This window comes from Paraburkholderia phenazinium, assembly GCF_900142845.1.
Lineage (GTDB): Bacteria > Pseudomonadota > Gammaproteobacteria > Burkholderiales > Burkholderiaceae > Paraburkholderia > Paraburkholderia phenazinium_A.
The window spans coordinates 2,903,446-2,919,836 of sequence record NZ_FSRU01000001.1; the positions used below are offsets into that span (position 1 = coordinate 2,903,446).

The window sequence follows — 16,391 nt, forward strand, 5'->3', positions numbered from 1 at the left end:
GGATATCACACCCGCGTTGCCGGTACGCATGCGTTAGTTTGCGGCATGGCTCTTGACGTAGTCCATCACCTGCTGCTTGGTGAATGTCTGGTCATAGACACCACCCTTCGGGGTACTTGCCATTGACTGAACCAGATCGTTCTGGGTAATGACGGAAATCGGCAGATTGATTTCCTTCGGCAGCTTCGCACCGGCCAGCACCTGCTGCGCGTACCAGAACGCAAAGGTCGCGGCACCCGGCACGATGGAAGCGGACTCCGTCTCGTAGCCGTTCTTGTCGTGCTCGTTCTTCCACAACTCCAGTTCGTCATAGCGGTTGCCCATGAACACCACGGGCAATTTTCGGCCAGCGTCGATAAAGGCCCGCGCCGTACCCGCACCGTCGCCCCCCTGCGTGGTCACCGCCACCACATCCGACAGGGTAGGCAGGAGCCCGGCGACGGCCTTCTGCGCGACCGTCTGCGTGTAATCGCCGTTGACCGAGCCGACGACCTTGAACTCCGGATATTGCTTGAGCCCCTCTTCGACACCGCTGTGGATCTGGTTGTCGACCACGAAGCCTGCCAGGCCTCGCACTTCAAGCAGGTTGCCCTTCAGGTTTCGTTTGTGAAAGTAGTCGATCTGCATCTGGCCCATGCGCTTGAAGTCAATACTGATCTTGTACGCACAGGGTTCCGTGACGGTGCCGTCGAACGACACCACCACGATGCCGGCGCTGCAGGCCTGTTTGATCGCCCCATTGACTGCCGTGGGCGAAGCCGCGTCGACGACGATCGCGGTATAGCCCTGCAGGATCATGTTCTGAATCTGCTGCGACTGCTCGGTCGCCTGATTCTGCACCGTCGTGAAACTCGGCGCCGCGGCGACGACCTTGCTGGCCACCGCCTGTTTCGTGACCTTGTCCCAATCCTGCAGCATCTGCTGGCGCCACGAATTGCTCGCGAACGAGTTGGATAAAGCGATCTTTGCATTCGTCGTGGGCTTTTCCTGAGCATGGGCATTGACGCCCGCCAACAGGATGGCGCCCAGACAAAGCAGATTCCGTGCGCAGCGTGCCGTTTTTTCTTTCATCATTCGTCTCCAGAATAGTGTGCACCAGTGGCTGCGGCCAACTGTCGTTAGCCGCGGCCGACAAAAGGCATATGACTCGCCATCACCGTCATGAACAGAACGTTTGCATCTAGCGGAAGGCTATCCATGTACAGGATCGCCTTGACCACGTTGTCGATCGACATGCGCGGCTCGACCCTGGTCGAACCGTCGGCCTGCAGCGTCCCTTTCGCCATCAGTTCGCTCATATCGGTTGCCGCATTGCCGATATCGATCTGGCCGCACGCAATGTCATAAGGCCGGCCGTCCAGCGCAGAAGCCTTGGTCAAGCCGGTGATGGCGTGTTTGGTTGCCGTGTAAGGCGCGGCCTTGGGACGCGGCGCATGGGCGGAGATCGAACCGTTGTTGATGATGCGCCCGCCACGTGGCTGCTGCTTCTTCATCAAATGGAACGCGCCTTGCGTACACAGGAATGCGCCGGTCAGGTTGACATTGACCGCCTGCACCCATTGTTCGTAACTGATGTCTTCCAGCGACGCTTGCGGCGTGAAGGTGCCGGCGTTATTGAACAGCAGATCCAGACGGCCCAATTTTTCTTCGAGCTGTCCGAACAGATGCTTGACGGCATCCGGGTCGGTAACATCGCAGGCCATCGCGTGCGCGCGTGTCGCGTTCGAGCCGGACATGTCGGCCGTTTCAGCCAACGCCTGCTCCTTTCGTCCTGCGAGCGCGACGGTGTAGCCGTGACTCAGCAGGCCCAAGGCAACGTGACGGCCGATTCCCGACCCCGCGCCCGTGATCAGCGCAACTTTCCCATCCATCGTCGTTCCTCCAGATCAGTCGCCGCAGCGCGGCATCAGTTCGACCAGCCGCCATCGATAACGTGAATCGCGCCGGTGGTGAACGACGATTCGTCCGAAGCCAGGTAGGTCACCAGCGCCGCGATTTCTTCGGCACGCCCCACCCGCCCGATAGGTTGACGCGCGATGAAAGCGGCCCGTACCTGAGCTTCGTCCTGCTTCGACGAGACCGCTTGCGCGGCGATCCGTTGATGCAGCGAAGGCGATTCCACGGTGCCGGGACAGATCGCATTGCAGCGGATGCCCTGGCCGACAAAATCCGCTGCGACCGCTTTGGTCAAGCCGATGACCGCCGCTTTCGATGCGCCATAGACGAACCGGTTCGGCACGCCTTTCACGCTCGATGCGGCCGACGCCATGTTGATGATCGAGCCGCCCTTTCCCGCCTCGATCATGTGCGGCAGAAACGCGCGAATGGTCCGATACATCGATTTCACGTTCAGATCGAAGCTGAAGTCCCAGTCGTCCTCCGAGCACTTCAGGATGCTGCCGTCGTGCACGAAACCAGCGCAGTTGAACAGCGCATCGAGCGCTCCGGTTTCGCGCGCGAAAGCCTCCACGTCTGCCGTATTGCGCACGTCAAGCCGCGCCGTACGCAGCGAGCCGGTTCCCTGCGCCAAGGTCTGCAGTTCGGCGAGCGCGGCCTCGTCGACGTCAGTCGCCCATACGCTTGCGCCTTCGGCCGCCAGCATCAGCGCACTAGCCCGCCCGATGCCCTTGCCGGCGGCTGTCACCAGCATGTTCTTTCCCGCCACGCGTTTGCCCATCTTGTCGCTCCGTCCTTATGTTGAAGTCGCAGTCCGCCGCCGGTTGAACACCGGCCAGTGTCAATCGTTCAGGATGACAATCTAATGAATTGCATCGTTGAGGTCCGTCAGATCGCGGCCGCGCGTCTCTGTCGACAGCGCGACGCCGATCAAGGTCAGCGTCGCCAGGACAGCCGTATAGACGCCCATGACCCAGAACGCGCCGCCCGCCAGTCCCACCAGATAGATGCCGAGCACCGGCGCGAGACCGCCCGACAACACCGCGCCAATCTCACGCGCGAGCGCGACGCCGGAGTATCGGCAGCGGTTGCCGAACAGTTCGGCGAAGTGGGCGCATTGGGCGCCGAGCATGCTGTTCGCACCGATCGCCAGACCGCCGAACATCGCAACAGCAATCCATAGCGGATTGCCCGTACTGACCATCCACCACGATGGAAGCGACCACAGCAGCATGAAGATCGCGCCGGCGCGATAGACCGTAATGCGGCCGATACGATCCGACAACGCGCCGAACATCGGCGTTGTAATCGCGCTCGCGAGCGTCGCGATCAACGCACCTGTGGTACCGATTGTGGCGAGATCGGACGAGCGCACGCCCATCCGCGTCGCCACCGTGCCGCCCAGAAATGCAATCACGATGGTCGTATAGATCGTCGAGCCGCCCTGCTCGGCAAAGCGCATGAGCACCGCAGCCAGGACGGGCCGGCGCGCCGTCGTCATGACGGTTTTCATCGGAGAACGAACGACTTCGCGTGCCCCTTCGAGATTCAGGAACACCGGGCTTTCGCGCAGGCGCAGCCGGATCCACACCGCTACGCCGATCAGCACCACGCTGGCGAGAAACGGCAGGCGCCATGCCCATGCAAGGATTTCGTCGTTGCCGAGGGTGTGCTGCATCACGCTAAAGGTTGCCGTCGCGAGGCCGAATCCGGCAAAGATGCCGACGAACGGCAGTGCGGCAAAGAAGCCGCGCCGCGGAACCGGCGACACTTCCGCCATCAGCGTCGAAGCGCCCGCCTGTTCGGCGCCGGCGCCGAAACCTTGCACGAGACGCAGCGCGACCAGAACGACCGCGCCGACAGGACCGCTCGGCAGCAAACCGACCAGCATCGTGGAGACGCCCATGATGGCGATGGTCAGCAGAAGAACAAACTTGCGCCCTTTTCTGTCGCCAAGCGAACCGAAGAACAGACCGCCGAACGGCCGGGCGAGAAAGCCCGCGCCATACGTGCCGAAACTCGCGAGCAGGCCCGCGTTCGCACCGAGCGTTGGGAAAAAGATGTGCCTGAAAACAAGGGCCGTCGCCAGACCGAAGATCGCGAAGTCGTAATACTCGAGCGCGCTGCCGACGCCACCGGTGAGAATGGCGCGCCGCAGTTGCTCCGGCGAGACCGGTGCCTGGCTAGCCGCCTGATCCGCTCCTGCATCGTCTAGCGAGATGCTCTGGATCGGCTCTGCCGCATAGCCGGATCCATATGCCTTCATACCCATTTGCGTCTCCTGTGCAAACGTATGTGCATCTGGAATTCTGTCGTTCTTTTATTCGTTCGATGTGCTGGACACTGGCGTTTGGTTAAGCTATGGTTACCGGTAACCAACGAGGCCCACTCTAACATGAGGAGATAGCATGCACAAGGCTGAGGTACTGGTAGTTACCCGGTATCCGGACGCAGATATGGCGGCGCTGGCGCAGCATTACACGCTGCACGTGCTTGCCGACGCGGAAGACCCGGATGCGTTGCTCGCGGAGATCGCACCCCGTATCCGGGCACTCGCGACGAATGGCGAAGCCGGCGCCAGCGCGAAGCTGATTGACGCACTGCCGCACCTGGAAATCATCGTGTCATACGGTGTGGGGGTGGATGCAATCGACCTGGAACGCGCCGCGCAGCGCAACATACGTGTCACGTACACGCCGGACGTCCTGACCGACGACGTCGCCGACCTGGGGATCGCCCTGCTGCTTTCGGTGGCCCGAGACATTCCGCAGAACGATGCGATTGTGCGTGCGGGTGAATGGGGACACGTGCAGATTCCGCTTGCCACCCGCGTGTTCGGCAAGCGGCTGGGAATTCTTGGACTCGGACGCGTCGGCCGTGCGGTCGCCAAACGGGCAGCGGGGTTCGATATGGCGATTTCGTACCATGATCGCAACCGCTTCGACGACAGCCCTTATACGTTTCATGAAACTGCGGTCGAGCTAGCGCGTCATAGCGATTTCCTCATCATCTGCGCGGCTGCGGACCGAAGCAATCGCGCGTCGATTGGCCACGAGGTACTGGACGCGCTTGGACCGGATAGCTTCCTCATCAATATCGCGCGGGGCAGTATCATCGACGAGCCGGTTTTGTTGAACTATCTAACGGAGCGGCGCATCCGCGGTGCGGCACTCGACGTATTCTGGAGCGAACCCGCCATCGATCCGCGCTTTTTTGCGTTGCACAACGTCGTGCTGCAGCCGCACCGGGCCAGCGGGACGGTAGAAACCCGCGCGGCAATGGCGCATCTGGTACGGAACAATCTGGCGGCGTTCTTCGTCGGCGAGCCGCTCATCACCGAATACACGGCCCACAAGACGCGCACCTGACGCCGACGACTCACGCTCATCCCTGATAATTACCTGGAAGGCCTGACGATCCCTTCCCCGCGCCCACATCTCTACGGACAACATCATGTCTCACGATAACGCCCCCCACGATAACCCGAAGAGCGACGCAGACACGCCCGAACGACGCCTGCGCAGCCGTCGCTGGTTCGACGATCCCTCGGATCCCGGCATGACCGCGCTGTATCTCGAGCGTTATATGAACTACGGCATTACCCGCGAAGAGCTGCAATCGGGCAAGCCGATCATCGGCATTGCACAGACCGGCTCCGATCTCGCGCCGTGCAACCGCCACCACCTGCAGCTCGCGCAGCGCGTACGCGACGGCATTCGCGACGCGGGCGGCATTCCGCTTGAATTTCCGGTGCATCCGATCCAGGAAACCGGCAAGCGGCCCACCGCCGCGCTCGATCGCAATCTCGCGTATCTGGGTTTGGTGGAGATCCTCCACGGCTACCCGATCGATGGCGTGGTGCTCACCACAGGTTGCGACAAGACCACGCCCGCGTGTCTGATGGCGGCCGCCACCGTCAACATTCCGTCAATCGTGCTGTCCGGCGGACCGATGCTCGACGGCTGGTGGAAAGGCAAGCTCGCGGGTTCCGGCACGGTGATCTGGGATGCCCGCAAGCGCCTGTCGGCCGGTGAAATCGGCTACGAGCAGTTTATTGAGGAGGTGTCGTCTTCGGCGCCATCCGCCGGCCACTGCAACACCATGGGCACGGCGCTGTCGATGAATTCGCTCGCCGAAGCGCTCGGCATGTCTCTGCCTAACTGCGCGGCGATTCCGGCGCCTCATCGTGAACGCGGCTGGATCGCGTATCACACCGGCAAGCGTATCGTCGACATGGTCGCGGAGAATCTGCGCCCATCCGACATCATGACAAAGGGCGCATTCGAAAACGCGGTCGTGGCAGCGGCGGCGCTCGGCGCCTCGTCGAACTGTCCGATTCACATGATCGCGATTGCACGTCATATGGGTGTCGAGCACACGCTCGACGACTGGCAGCGTCTCGGCCCTGACGTACCGCTGCTGGTGGACTGCCAGCCTGCGGGGCGCTTCCTCGGCGAAGCCTTCCATCGGGCGGGCGGCGTGCCTGCCGTGATGCGCGAACTGTTTGCCGCCGGCAAGCTGGACGGCAGTGTGCGCACCGTCACAGGCCGTACGCTGGAGGAGGATCTTGCGGCGGTGCCGGAACCGGACCGCGAGGTGATTCGCGCCTACGACAAGCCCCTCAGGGAGGCGGCCGGCTATGTGGTGCTGTCGGGCAACCTGTTCGACAGCGCGGTGATGAAGATCAGCGTGATCGATCAGGCGTTCCGCAAACGCTTCCTCTCGGACCCCGAACATCCCGACGTGTTCGAAGGCAAGGCGATCGTGTTCGAAGGGCCCGAGGACTATCACGCGCGGATCGAAGATCCGGAACTCGGTGTCGACGATCATTCCGTCCTGGTGATTCGCAACTGCGGACCGGTTGGGTATCCGGGCGGCGCGGAGGTCGTCAATATGCAACCGCCCGCGGCCTTGATCAAACGGGGCATCGACACGCTGCCGACCCTGGGCGATGGCCGTCAGAGCGGCACATCCGCGAGTCCGTCGATCCTGAACGTGTCGCCGGAAGCCGCGGTAGGCGGTAACCTGGCACTGCTGAGAACCGGTGACCGCCTGCGCATCGATCTCAACTCGCGCAAGGTCGACGTCCTGATTCCGGACGAAGAAATGGCGCAGCGCCGGGCCGCCTACACGCTGCCCAAGCTGGAGCACAAGACGCCGTGGGAAGAGATCTACCGCAGCATGGTCGGGCAGCAAGGCACGGGGGCGTGCCTCGAACCCGCGACGCTATATCTGAACATCATCGAAACCCGGGGAGAGTCGCGACACAATCATTGATGCCGCCGGGGGCGCCTCAAGCGCTCTCGCGCTGCACGACCTCGTAGTGGATCTTGACGAGCTTCGGCGTTTCGCGCCGCTCGCGCGCCGGCGCTTCCTTCTCGCGGCGTGATTTGCTCGGTATCTCGCCGTGGTCGATCTCGTCGACCGCGGTGAGCAGCGACTCACCGGCCGCATGACCAATGCCGTAAGGATCGACGGCGATCGTGGTGATGGTCGGGTAGCAGTGCCGCGACACCTCGAAATCGCCGAACCCCGCCACCGCGATATCGCGAGGCACCACGAGGCCACGCCGATGGCAGGCCATGATCACGCCGAACGCGTGAATGTCGCTCGCGCACATCACCGCGTCGGTATCCGGCCAGCGTTCGAGCAACTGGCCGAGCGCCGCTGCACCATGGCCCATTGCAAGGCCGTGAGCCATGTTGGTGGTCCATTCGGTTTGCGTGATGTCGCGCGCCTCATGGCGGGCCTCCGCACGCACGGCGTTCAGGTACCCACGGCGCCGCGCGATACCGCGCAGGTCCAGTTTTGACGCACTACTGACGAAACCAATGCGCTTATAACCGCGTGCGTAGAGATAATGCACCATGCTGCTCGCGGCTTCGGCGTTCGAGAAGCCGACAACGCGGTCGATCGGATGGCGTGGCAACTCCCACGTCTCGATCACCGGAATCCGCGCGCGCGTCAGAAGCGAGTGGGCCTCCTCGGTGTGGTGGCCGCCCGCCAGCACGATGCCGCGCGGCTGATAGCGCAGCAGCGTCTTGATCAGCGCCTCCTCGCGCTCCAGCATGTAGTCGGTGTTACCCAGCAGCAACTGCAGATTGCGCGATTCAACGACGTCGTTGATGCCACGCACCATGTCGGAGAAGTTGGAACTGGAAAGCGACGGCACCAGCACGACGACAAAATTCGACCGCCCTGACGATAGCGCACCGGCGCTCGCGTCGGCGACATAGCCGGTTTCCGCGACCACCCGCAGTACGCGCTCCCGCGTCTCGGCCCCGACGTGCTGCCCCGTGAGAACCCGTGAGACCGTCATTTTCGACACGCCTGCAAGGCGCGCGACGTCGGCCATCCGAATCGGCCCAGACGACGATAGCGGAAGCTGGGATTTACTGTCTGTACTCATACCGGCGTGAATAGAATTCGATCGGTAGATGGTACAGGAACGTTGTCCGGAATTGCGTATGAACTGATCGCGGATGCAGTGCCCGCTTTGCGAAAGCGATCATACGGCACGGGAAGCTGCATTCAGCGCGGCGGCTTCGGGTTCGGTCAGATAGGGGCCGCGGAAGCGCTTGTCGACGCGCTCCCACATCGGGCCCAGAACAACCAGGCCAATCGAGATATGTTGCCCCTTTTGCGAAGTCACGACTCGTCCCCTTTGCCGTCCTGCAGACGTCGCCGATCCTCAAGTTCTTGCCGCGAACGCTGCAATGCATCGGCAATCAGTTGCTCGTCGGGCAGCACCGTCTGGTACTCTGCCGCCAGGACCTTATTGGCCAAATTGTCGAGGGCGTAATGTGCCTCGGCCGCCCCCTTCTCGGTGCACAGAATAAGGCCCACGGGAGGATTCTCGCCAGGCAGCATCCCATGTTCCCTGGCGTAATTGAGGTAGAGATGCATTTGCCCGGCATCGGCATAGCTGAAACGCCCAGCCTTCAGATCGATAATGATCAAACAACGAAGACGGCGGTGGAAGAAGACGAGATCCACACGAAACCATGTGTCATCGATGCGCAATCGACGCTGACGTCCAACGAATGCGAATTCATCGCCCAGTTCCAGGAGAAAGTCCGCCAGGCGCGGGATCAGCGCGTCTTCAAGATCACTCTCTGAATACTCGTCCTTGAGGGCTAAAAACTCGAGGACGAAGGGATCCTTGATCGCCGCCTCCGGCGTCACCGGGTCAAGAGGTTCCGCGGATTCAGCTGTCTTTAGCATTGCGGCCTTGTTCTGCTTCGCGAGGTCCAAGGTTTGCAAGTGACGCGCTTGCTTCGATGATTTTTCAGACGCCGTCTGAAAAATCTCCTCCGGAGGCCAAGTGAGGTAAAAACGTCGCATCTGACTAAGATTGACGGCCCCAAAGCCCCGGCCAAACCGGCCACTCAGGTCGACGGCCAAGCGCTTGATCAGCGTGTCTCCATACTCGGCCCGCCCCTCACCGGCCTGCTCAAACTCGATGATGCGCCGGCCCACAAGCCAGTATGCGGCAGTCGTGACCGCATTGACGTGGCGCACAGCGGCTTGGCTCGATGACGGAGTGCATCATGGAAATACTCACCTCGTCATTAACTGTTCACCGTCGGGTACCCCGCCAATGCAACCTCGGTTTGCGGCGTTTCACCCACATTTCCAGTAGAAATTCTGCGAGGCAAAACCGGTGTGCACGCGCGTCCGCTCCGCGCTAGGCGCTGCGATACGGCCTACTTTGATATTACGGTTTCCCTCGCGATCCGGATCGCTGTATCGAAGCTGCTATCCGTGGCAACGTGTCTGTTATCGACGCTCACGAGCCAATTTTCACCGCTGCAGCACCAGCGAATTCGCCTCTCTTCAAGGAGTAGAGCGAACCACCGCCAAATGGAAGCATCTTCGGCGTTAGCGGCCAAGGCCGCCACCGCTCGGACATGCCCTATCTCGCTCAGATTGCTCACCTGTCACCTCTTTATACGTTGACCTTCCCTCGCACTACACTTGAGACAGTGTTGCCTCGAACTCCGGCACCACCGTGAACAGATCGCCCACCAGACCGTAATCGGCGACGCTGAAAATCGGCGCTTCCGGGTCCTTGTTGATTGCCACGATCACCTTCGAGTCCTTCATGCCGGCCAGATGCTGGATTGCACCCGAGATGCCCACCGCGACGTACAGTTGCGGCGCGACGATCTTGCCGGTCTGGCCCACCTGGTAGTCGTTCGGCACGAAGCCTGCGTCGACTGCGGCGCGTGAAGCACCGAGGGCCGCGCCGAGCTTGTCCGCCAGCGGCTCAAGCACCTTGGCGTAATTCTCGCCGCTGCCCAGACCCCGACCACCAGAGACGATGATCGACGCCGAGGTCAGTTCCGGACGGTCCAGCTTCGTCACTTCACGGCTAACGAACTGCGACAGGCCGCTGTCGGCTGCGGCGGCGATCTTCTCGACCGCTGCGCTGCCGCCTTCTGCCGCCACCGGGTCGAAGCCGGTGGTACGCACCGTGATGACCTTGATCGGGTCGCCCGATTGCACCGTCGCGATCGCGTTGCCTGCGTAGATCGGGCGCTCGAACGTGTCGGCGCTATCCACGGCGGTGATATCGCTGATCTGCGCGACATCGAGCTTCGCGGCGATACGCGGCGCAATGTTCTTGCCGTAGGCGGTAGCCGGCGCCAGGATATGCGAGTAGTCCTTCGCAATGTTCAATACCGTGGCTTCGACGTTTTCCGCGAGGCCCGCTTCGAGTTGCGGCGCATCGGCCAGCAACACCTTGGCGACGCCTGCAACCTTCGCTGCCGCATCCGCCGCGCCTTGCGCGTTGTGACCCGCGATCAGCACGTGGACGTCGCCGCCAATCTTCGCGGCTGCCGCAACCGTATTGAGCGTCGCCGCTTTCAGCGACGCGTTGTCGTGTTCCGCAATTACCAGAATCGTCATTTCGTCCGTCTCCTGCGTTGTCCTTAGAGCACCTTGGCTTCGGTCTTCAGCTTCTCGACCAGCGTCTTCACGTCAGCAACCTTCACACCGGCGCTGCGCTTGGGCGGCTCGACGACCTTCAGCGTTTTCAGACGCGGCGTCACATCAACGCCGAGGTCTTCCGGCTTGAGCGTTTCCAGCGGCTTTTTCTTGGCCTTCATGATGTTCGGCAGCGTCACATAGCGCGGCTCGTTCAGGCGCAGATCGGTGGTGATCACGGCCGGCAGCGTCAGCGCCAGCGTTTCCGCCCCGCCGTCCACTTCGCGCGACACCGTTGCCTTGCCGTCGGCCACGACCACCTTCGAGGCGAACGTCGCTTGCGGCAGATTCGCCAGCGCAGCCAGCATCTGACCGGTCTGGTTCGAATCGTCGTCGATGGCCTGCTTGCCGAGAATCACCAGCGAAGGCTGTTCCTTGTCGACCAGCGCCTTGAGCAGCTTGGCCACGGCCAGCGGCTGCAGGTCTTCGTTCGACTCGATCAGGATCGCGCGGTCCGCGCCGATCGCCAGCGCCGTACGCAGCGTTTCCTGCGCCTGCGCGACACCCGCCGACACGGCGATCACTTCCGTCGCCACACCCGCTTCCCGCAGACGCACCGCTTCTTCCACGGCGATCTCGTCGAACGGATTCATCGACATCTTTACATTCGCAATGTCGACACCCGTGCCGTCCGACTTCACCCGGACTTTCACGTTGTAATCGACCACTCTCTTGACTGGCACAACAATTTTCATGGTTCCCTCTTCGGTCAGCTTGCACGCTAGTGTGCTTGCTTCACTCAGCGGCTGGAATTAGGCATTTTGGAACGCCCCATTTCAGACCCTCGAATGACAACCCGTCGTGCGTGAATCCAGCCCGACCCAGCCCGTTAACCCCAGCCTAATCGCCTCTTCCGCAATCAGTAATTGAGCGGCGCCTTTCGCTGATGCACGCTATCACTCATCAAAGCACGGCAATCCATCAGCCCTGCTTGGCGCGACGGCTATCCGTTTTCATTCAACTCATCAAATCTCGTCACCATGTCAGTCAACTGGCCGGAAACAATCTTCGAGCACTTCAAAGCCGCTGACGTGCGGCAAGTGGCATACGTGCCTGATGCGGGGCACAAACGTCTCATCGAACTCTGCGAAGCAGACGCGGACATTCACGCGGTTTCCCTGACCACCGAAGAAGAAGGTGTGGCCATGATGGGCGGCGCGTGGGTCGGCGGCCAGCGCGGCGTATTGCTGCTGCAGTCGAGCGGCGTGGGCAACTGCATCAACATGCTCTCGCTGCAACATGAATGCCGCATGCCCATCGTGATGCTGGTCACGATGCGCGGAGAATGGGGTGAATTCAATCCCTGGCAAGTCGCCATGGGCAAATCCACCCAGGAAGCCCTTGAATCGGCGGGCGTCTACGTCTACCGCGCGGACGATCCCGCCGAAGTCCCCGAGACCGTGCGCGCCGCGTTGAATTTTGGCTACAACACCTCCCGGATGATTGCGGTCCTGATTGGACAGCGCGTTATCGGCACCAAAAACTTTAACAAGTGAGTACGAACATGACACAGCAGACGACGCCCCTGAATCGTCGACTGACGGTGAAGCGGATTCTCCGCGATCGGCAGCAGGACGTTCTGGCAGTGACCAGCCTTGGCAATCCAACCTTCGACGTGGCGGCCGCCGGCGACACGGCTCAAAACTTCTATCTGTGGGGCGCAATGGGGGGAGCCGTCAGCTTCGGCCTCGGCATTGCGCTTGCACAGCCCGAGAAACGCGTCATCATATTCGTTGGCGATGGCGAAATGATGATGGGACTGGGATCGCTCGCAACGGTCGGTGTCGATAAGCCGGCCAATCTCTCAATCGTCGTGATCGACAACGAGCACTACGCGGAAACCGGCATGCAGCTAGCCCATGCTGGACGCGGTGTAGACATCACGGCAATCGCACGCGCGGCCGGCTTCGAAACGGCAACGACAATCTACACCGAGGGCGAACTCGAGGAGTATGTCGACGTCATTCTCAAGGCCACCGGTCCCGTGCTCGCCACGGTAAAGGTCAGAACGGATCCCGAACCCACCTCCCTGCCGCCCCGTGACGGACCCTATCTGCGAAGCCGCTTCCGCGAAGCGTTGCTCGGCGCGAGAGCTCACGCGAGCCAGTAAGCGGCCACGTGGAAAGTCCCTGCATCAAGGCGGTGGCGCGGCAGACAGCCTCCCACCGCTTTACTGCATCGCGAGCCGTTTCACGCCCCTGTACAATCCGGATCAATGTGACTTCGCACTGATCCTTCTATGCCCGCCAAGGCCGATTCCGATATGTTGGTGGAGGTCTTTAGACAACTGGACCGGCAGCCCGAGATGCTCGAGCGCGTCTTCGACTGCTTTCCGGACGTGCTCTACTACATCAAGGACGCGCAGGCGCGCTATCTGTCCGTCAATCAGACGCTCATTGCCCGAAGCGGGCTGGCGCGCGACGAGGTGATCGGCAAGACAGCCGACCAGTTATTTCCGGTGACCGGCGCCAGCACCAACGCGCAAGACCTGAGCATTATCGAAACCCAGTCTCCCATCGTCGACAGGCTGCGTCTCTACTCCTCCGGATTGGGTCATCGATACTGGTGCCTGAGCTCCAAGTTCCCGGTGCTCAACGAAGACGGACAAGCCATTGGACTCATCGGCGTATCGCGCGATTTACCCCGCCCTGATGAACGTCACCACGGCTACCGCCGCCTGCTCGAATATCTGGATTATCTGGAACAGAACCTGGGACAGAATATCCTGGTCACCGAAGCGGCGCAGCAAGTCTCCATCTCTGTCGACACGCTGGAACGTCTGACCCGTGAGGTATTTCATCTGACGCCCAAGCAACTGCTGATGAAATTGCGGATCGATCATGCGTGCAAGCTGCTGGAGACGACTGACCACAGCATCACGGAAATCGCGACCGAGTGCGGCTACGCAGACCACAGCGCATTTACGCGTCAGTTCAAATCTGCCACGCACCTCACGCCCCGGCAGTATCGAAACGCACGCGGGCGTGGCCTGCATCCTCACTGATAAATCGCGCGCCGGACGCTAGTAGACGCCTTCCTCGATCACCAGTTGACCCGTCGCGAGCCGCGCCGGCGATAGCGGCGAGAGATCCAGCGTTTTGAATTCGCCGAAGTGCAACAGTTCGGCCACCGCGCGGCCAACGCCTGGACTGTGCATCATCCCATGGCCGCTGAAACCCGCCGCGACGAACGAGTTTTCCGGACCCGACTGACCGACGATGCCGTTCTGGTCGAGAACGTTGTATTCGTAGTAGCCGGCCCAGGCATGTTCCACACGCAGCGCTTCAAACGCAGGGATCCGCTCTGCCAGCGCCGGCCAGATGATCTCGTCAAATTCGGAAAACTGCACGTCGAGTGGCAGGTGATCCAGATCCTGTTCAGCCGAGGGCGAGACGATGCAGAGGAAATGATTCTGCTCCCTGCGCAGGTACACGCCGGACGTATCGATCAGGATCGGCATATCCGTGATCGCTGTCGGGCATGACACGACGAACGCCGAACGCCGTCTCGGCCGAACCGGCAGATCGACACCGATGCTTTGCGCAAGAGGCGCGCACCACGCGCCGCCGGCATTCACGAACGCGTCCCCGGCGATTTCCCGTCCGTCCGTCAACTCGACATGGGTCACCCGGTTTCCTCGTGTCCGGTAGCGCGCCGCTTCACCGGTGACGAAATGAACGCCCGCTTCACGAGCACGGTTTCTGAACCACTGCATGAGGCTGTACCCGTCAAACCAGCCCTCGCCTGCCAAACCTTCGACACCATAGGCCAGATCGCCGACGTTCATCCACGGGTAGCGGCGCTGCAACGTCTCGGGTGAATGCTCCTGCAGTTCCACCCCGAGCGATCGGGCAAGAGCGCTCCGGCGCCGCAGCACGCTCTCTTGCTGCGCGTTGCCCACGAACAGGTAGCCGCAGTCCACCAGATCGACGCCGGCGCCGTACCGTACCTTCTCTCGCTCGCAGGAGGAAAAGAATTCATAGCCGAACTGCGATAGCTGAATGCAGATGGGCGTTGAAAACTGTTGCCGGATCGAGCTCGCCGATAGCGACGACGATGCAATCTGATAGGTCGGATCCTTTTCGATCACCCAGATCTCGCGACCCTCCATCTTCTGCAGGCTTAGAAAATACGCGATTGAACAGCCAATCGCTCCCCCGCCCGTGATGACAATTCTTTCGCTCATGTTCTACCTTCGAAGATTCGTAGGCTCGCGAGAGCCAAAGCAATATGGATAACTGAAAGTCAAACCGCCACCGTCGCGAGGTTTTGACATGCGGTGCGAATCCGGCTGAGCGCTTCGTTCAGGTCATCGAGTGACGCGGCGTAAGAGAGTCTGAAGTACGGCGACAGCAGAAAACCGGAGCCTGACACCACCGCTACGTTTGCCTCCTCCAGCAGGTACATGACGAAGTCCTGGTCGCTCTGCAGAAGCGCGCCGTTCGGCGTGCGACTGCCAATCGCGCCACGGCAGCCGACGAACGCATAAAACGCGCCCTCGGGCTGATTGCCATGCAGGCCTGGTATATCGCTCAACGCGTTGACGACGAGCTTCCGGCGTTCGTCGAAAGCCCGTCGCGATGTCTCGACGAAAGTCTGATCACCATTGAGCGCCTCGATCGCAGCATACTGCGACACCGATGACGCACTCGTCACAATCTGGCCTTGCACCAGATTCATGGCGCGGATGAGCGCCACAGGTCCAGCGGAATAGCCGATCCGCCAGCCTGTCATTGAGTACATCTTGGAGACGCCGTTGATGATGAGCGTCCGCTCCTGCAACTCCGGCGCGACGTTCAGGATGTTGACGAACGGACTGCCGGTGTAGATAAGCTTTTCGTATATATCGTCCGACAGTACCCAGACATGGGGATGTCGACGCAATACTTCCGCGATGTGGCCGAGTTCGTCGGCCGAGTAAACCGCGCCTGTCGGATTCGACGGCGAATTCAGCATCAGCCACTTGGTGCGGGACGTAATCGATGCCTCCAGCTGAGCCGCCGTCAGTTTGAACCCTGCTGCCTCATCGCACGCCACGACGATCGTCGTCCCGTTCGCCATTTTGACGATCTCCGGATAGGACACCCAGCACGGCGCCGGCACGATGACTTCATCACCTGGATTAAGGGTCGCGAAAAAGGCCGCGAAAATCGCCTGCTTCGCACCCACAGCCACGCTGACACCGTCCACGGGGTAAGCGACGCCATTGTCACGCTGAAGTTTCGCGACGATCGCTTCGCGCAACTCGCGGATGCCCGCGGCCTCCGTGTAACGCGTCTTGCCTTCGCGCATGGCACGAATCGCGGCCGCCTGAATATTCTCGGGCGTATGGAAGTCGGGTTCGCCTTGCGACAGAGAAATAACATTCTTCCCCGCCCGGCGCAGTTCTGCCGCTTTTGCTGCCATTGCCATCGTCTGCGCAGGAGCGATCTGGCCAATGCGGTCTGCAATGAAGCCCATTGTGTTTGTTCCGTTCGTTTCAAAGGCCTACCGTACGAACCGGG

Annotated in this window: 16 protein-coding genes and 1 pseudogene; 5 read left to right on the plus strand and 12 right to left on the minus strand. The window is 61.3% G+C overall.

The window, feature by feature from the left end; translation table 11 throughout:
• Positions 1–33: 33 nt before the first annotated feature.
• The 4 genes from BUS12_RS12655 to BUS12_RS12670 all read right to left on the minus strand — a co-directional run bounded on the left by BUS12_RS12655 (position 34) and on the right by BUS12_RS12670 (position 4,168).
• Entirely contained in the window at positions 34–1,074 is a 1,041-nt protein-coding gene (locus BUS12_RS12655; protein WP_253190057.1) for a substrate-binding domain-containing protein, read from the minus strand.
• 44 nt (positions 1,075–1,118) lie between these two features.
• The gene (locus BUS12_RS12660) at positions 1,119–1,871 is read right to left on the minus strand and encodes an SDR family oxidoreductase (protein WP_074296014.1); all 753 of its coding nucleotides are present in this window, start codon (positions 1,869–1,871) and stop codon (positions 1,119–1,121) included.
• Between the two features lie 35 nt (positions 1,872–1,906).
• Complete coding sequence (locus BUS12_RS12665) at positions 1,907–2,677, minus strand: SDR family oxidoreductase (RefSeq protein WP_074296015.1); 771 nt, start codon at positions 2,675–2,677, stop codon at positions 1,907–1,909.
• An 81-nt stretch (positions 2,678–2,758) separates the two neighbouring features.
• Entirely contained in the window at positions 2,759–4,168 is a 1,410-nt protein-coding gene (locus BUS12_RS12670; protein WP_253190058.1) for an MFS transporter, read from the minus strand.
• Between the two features lie 136 nt (positions 4,169–4,304).
• On the opposite strand from BUS12_RS12670, the gene BUS12_RS12675 reads away from it, so the two are divergent.
• Positions 4,305–5,264, plus strand: coding sequence for a 2-hydroxyacid dehydrogenase (locus BUS12_RS12675; protein WP_074296016.1), 960 nt, complete (start codon positions 4,305–4,307; stop codon positions 5,262–5,264).
• Positions 5,265–5,349: 85 nt separating this feature from the next.
• On the plus strand, positions 5,350–7,173 hold the full coding sequence (locus BUS12_RS12680) for an IlvD/Edd family dehydratase (protein ID WP_074296017.1): 1,824 nt from the start codon (positions 5,350–5,352) through the stop codon (positions 7,171–7,173).
• A gap of 16 nt (positions 7,174–7,189) precedes the next feature.
• Here BUS12_RS12680 and BUS12_RS12685 read toward each other — a convergent pair whose 3' ends face one another.
• The 6 genes and pseudogenes from BUS12_RS12685 to BUS12_RS12705 all read right to left on the minus strand — a co-directional run bounded on the left by BUS12_RS12685 (position 7,190) and on the right by BUS12_RS12705 (position 11,582).
• Entirely contained in the window at positions 7,190–8,251 is a 1,062-nt protein-coding gene (locus BUS12_RS12685; protein WP_083640361.1) for a LacI family DNA-binding transcriptional regulator, read from the minus strand.
• Between the two features lie 153 nt (positions 8,252–8,404).
• Positions 8,405–8,548, minus strand: a complete 144-nt coding sequence (locus BUS12_RS38790; protein ID WP_171991632.1) for a hypothetical protein — start codon at positions 8,546–8,548, stop codon at positions 8,405–8,407.
• Positions 8,545–9,120 carry a PDDEXK nuclease domain-containing protein gene (locus BUS12_RS39920; RefSeq protein WP_437123873.1) on the minus strand — a complete coding sequence of 192 codons (576 nt, stop codon included), beginning with the start codon at positions 9,118–9,120 and terminating at the stop codon, positions 8,545–8,547. The genes BUS12_RS38790 and BUS12_RS39920 overlap by 4 nt, the downstream gene beginning before the upstream one ends.
• A gap of 72 nt (positions 9,121–9,192) precedes the next feature.
• A pseudogene (locus BUS12_RS39925) lies at positions 9,193–9,420 on the minus strand (DUF1016 N-terminal domain-containing protein); the annotation flags it as partial.
• A gap of 447 nt (positions 9,421–9,867) precedes the next feature.
• A complete protein-coding gene (locus tag BUS12_RS12700; protein ID WP_074296020.1) occupies positions 9,868–10,809 on the minus strand; it encodes an electron transfer flavoprotein subunit alpha/FixB family protein in 942 nt (313 codons plus the stop codon).
• A gap of 23 nt (positions 10,810–10,832) precedes the next feature.
• Positions 10,833–11,582: an electron transfer flavoprotein subunit beta/FixA family protein gene (locus BUS12_RS12705; protein WP_074296021.1), complete on the minus strand. Its 750-nt coding sequence runs from the start codon at positions 11,580–11,582 to the stop codon at positions 10,833–10,835.
• A gap of 285 nt (positions 11,583–11,867) precedes the next feature.
• Between BUS12_RS12705 and BUS12_RS12710 the strand changes: the two genes are divergently transcribed.
• From BUS12_RS12710 to BUS12_RS12720, 3 genes are all read left to right on the plus strand, one after another.
• Entirely contained in the window at positions 11,868–12,383 is a 516-nt protein-coding gene (locus BUS12_RS12710; protein ID WP_074296022.1) for a thiamine pyrophosphate-binding protein, read from the plus strand.
• An 8-nt stretch (positions 12,384–12,391) separates the two neighbouring features.
• Positions 12,392–12,997, plus strand: coding sequence for a thiamine pyrophosphate-dependent enzyme (locus tag BUS12_RS12715; RefSeq protein ID WP_074296023.1), 606 nt, complete (start codon positions 12,392–12,394; stop codon positions 12,995–12,997).
• 129 nt (positions 12,998–13,126) lie between these two features.
• Positions 13,127–13,891: a helix-turn-helix domain-containing protein gene (locus tag BUS12_RS12720; protein ID WP_074296024.1), complete on the plus strand. Its 765-nt coding sequence runs from the start codon at positions 13,127–13,129 to the stop codon at positions 13,889–13,891.
• 18 nt (positions 13,892–13,909) lie between these two features.
• On the opposite strand, the gene BUS12_RS12725 is transcribed toward BUS12_RS12720, so the two are convergent.
• Together BUS12_RS12725 and BUS12_RS12730 are read right to left on the minus strand one after the other, a co-directional pair.
• A complete protein-coding gene (locus BUS12_RS12725) occupies positions 13,910–15,073 on the minus strand; it encodes an NAD(P)/FAD-dependent oxidoreductase (protein ID WP_074296025.1) in 1,164 nt (387 codons plus the stop codon).
• Positions 15,074–15,132: 59 nt separating this feature from the next.
• Positions 15,133–16,347: a pyridoxal phosphate-dependent aminotransferase gene (locus BUS12_RS12730; protein WP_074296026.1), complete on the minus strand. Its 1,215-nt coding sequence runs from the start codon at positions 16,345–16,347 to the stop codon at positions 15,133–15,135.
• Positions 16,348–16,391 lie beyond the last annotated feature (44 nt).

What these genes read in the sequence shown, in the direction of transcription:
- BUS12_RS12655 (WP_253190057.1), bottom strand. Translation starts at nt 1,074, where the DNA reads ATGATGAAAGAAAAAACGGCACGCTGCGCACGGAATCTGCTTTGTCTG.
- BUS12_RS12705 (WP_074296021.1), bottom strand. Translation starts at nt 11,582, where the DNA reads ATGAAAATTGTTGTGCCAGTCAAGAGAGTGGTCGATTACAACGTGAAA.
- BUS12_RS12665 (WP_074296015.1), bottom strand. Translation starts at nt 2,677, where the DNA reads ATGGGCAAACGCGTGGCGGGAAAGAACATGCTGGTGACAGCCGCCGGC.
- BUS12_RS12710 (WP_074296022.1), top strand. Translation starts at nt 11,868, where the DNA reads ATGTCAGTCAACTGGCCGGAAACAATCTTCGAGCACTTCAAAGCCGCT.
- BUS12_RS12660 (WP_074296014.1), bottom strand. Translation starts at nt 1,871, where the DNA reads ATGGATGGGAAAGTTGCGCTGATCACGGGCGCGGGGTCGGGAATCGGC.
- BUS12_RS12685 (WP_083640361.1), bottom strand. Translation starts at nt 8,251, where the DNA reads ATGGCCGACGTCGCGCGCCTTGCAGGCGTGTCGAAAATGACGGTCTCA.
- BUS12_RS12730 (WP_074296026.1), bottom strand. Translation starts at nt 16,347, where the DNA reads ATGGGCTTCATTGCAGACCGCATTGGCCAGATCGCTCCTGCGCAGACG.
- BUS12_RS12700 (WP_074296020.1), bottom strand. Translation starts at nt 10,809, where the DNA reads ATGACGATTCTGGTAATTGCGGAACACGACAACGCGTCGCTGAAAGCG.
- BUS12_RS12675 (WP_074296016.1), top strand. Translation starts at nt 4,305, where the DNA reads ATGCACAAGGCTGAGGTACTGGTAGTTACCCGGTATCCGGACGCAGAT.
- BUS12_RS12670 (WP_253190058.1), bottom strand. Translation starts at nt 4,168, where the DNA reads ATGGGTATGAAGGCATATGGATCCGGCTATGCGGCAGAGCCGATCCAG.
- BUS12_RS12715 (WP_074296023.1), top strand. Translation starts at nt 12,392, where the DNA reads ATGACACAGCAGACGACGCCCCTGAATCGTCGACTGACGGTGAAGCGG.
- BUS12_RS12680 (WP_074296017.1), top strand. Translation starts at nt 5,350, where the DNA reads ATGTCTCACGATAACGCCCCCCACGATAACCCGAAGAGCGACGCAGAC.
- BUS12_RS12720 (WP_074296024.1), top strand. Translation starts at nt 13,127, where the DNA reads ATGCCCGCCAAGGCCGATTCCGATATGTTGGTGGAGGTCTTTAGACAA.
- BUS12_RS39920 (WP_437123873.1), bottom strand. Translation starts at nt 9,120, where the DNA reads ATGCTAAAGACAGCTGAATCCGCGGAACCTCTTGACCCGGTGACGCCG.
- BUS12_RS12725 (WP_074296025.1), bottom strand. Translation starts at nt 15,073, where the DNA reads ATGAGCGAAAGAATTGTCATCACGGGCGGGGGAGCGATTGGCTGTTCA.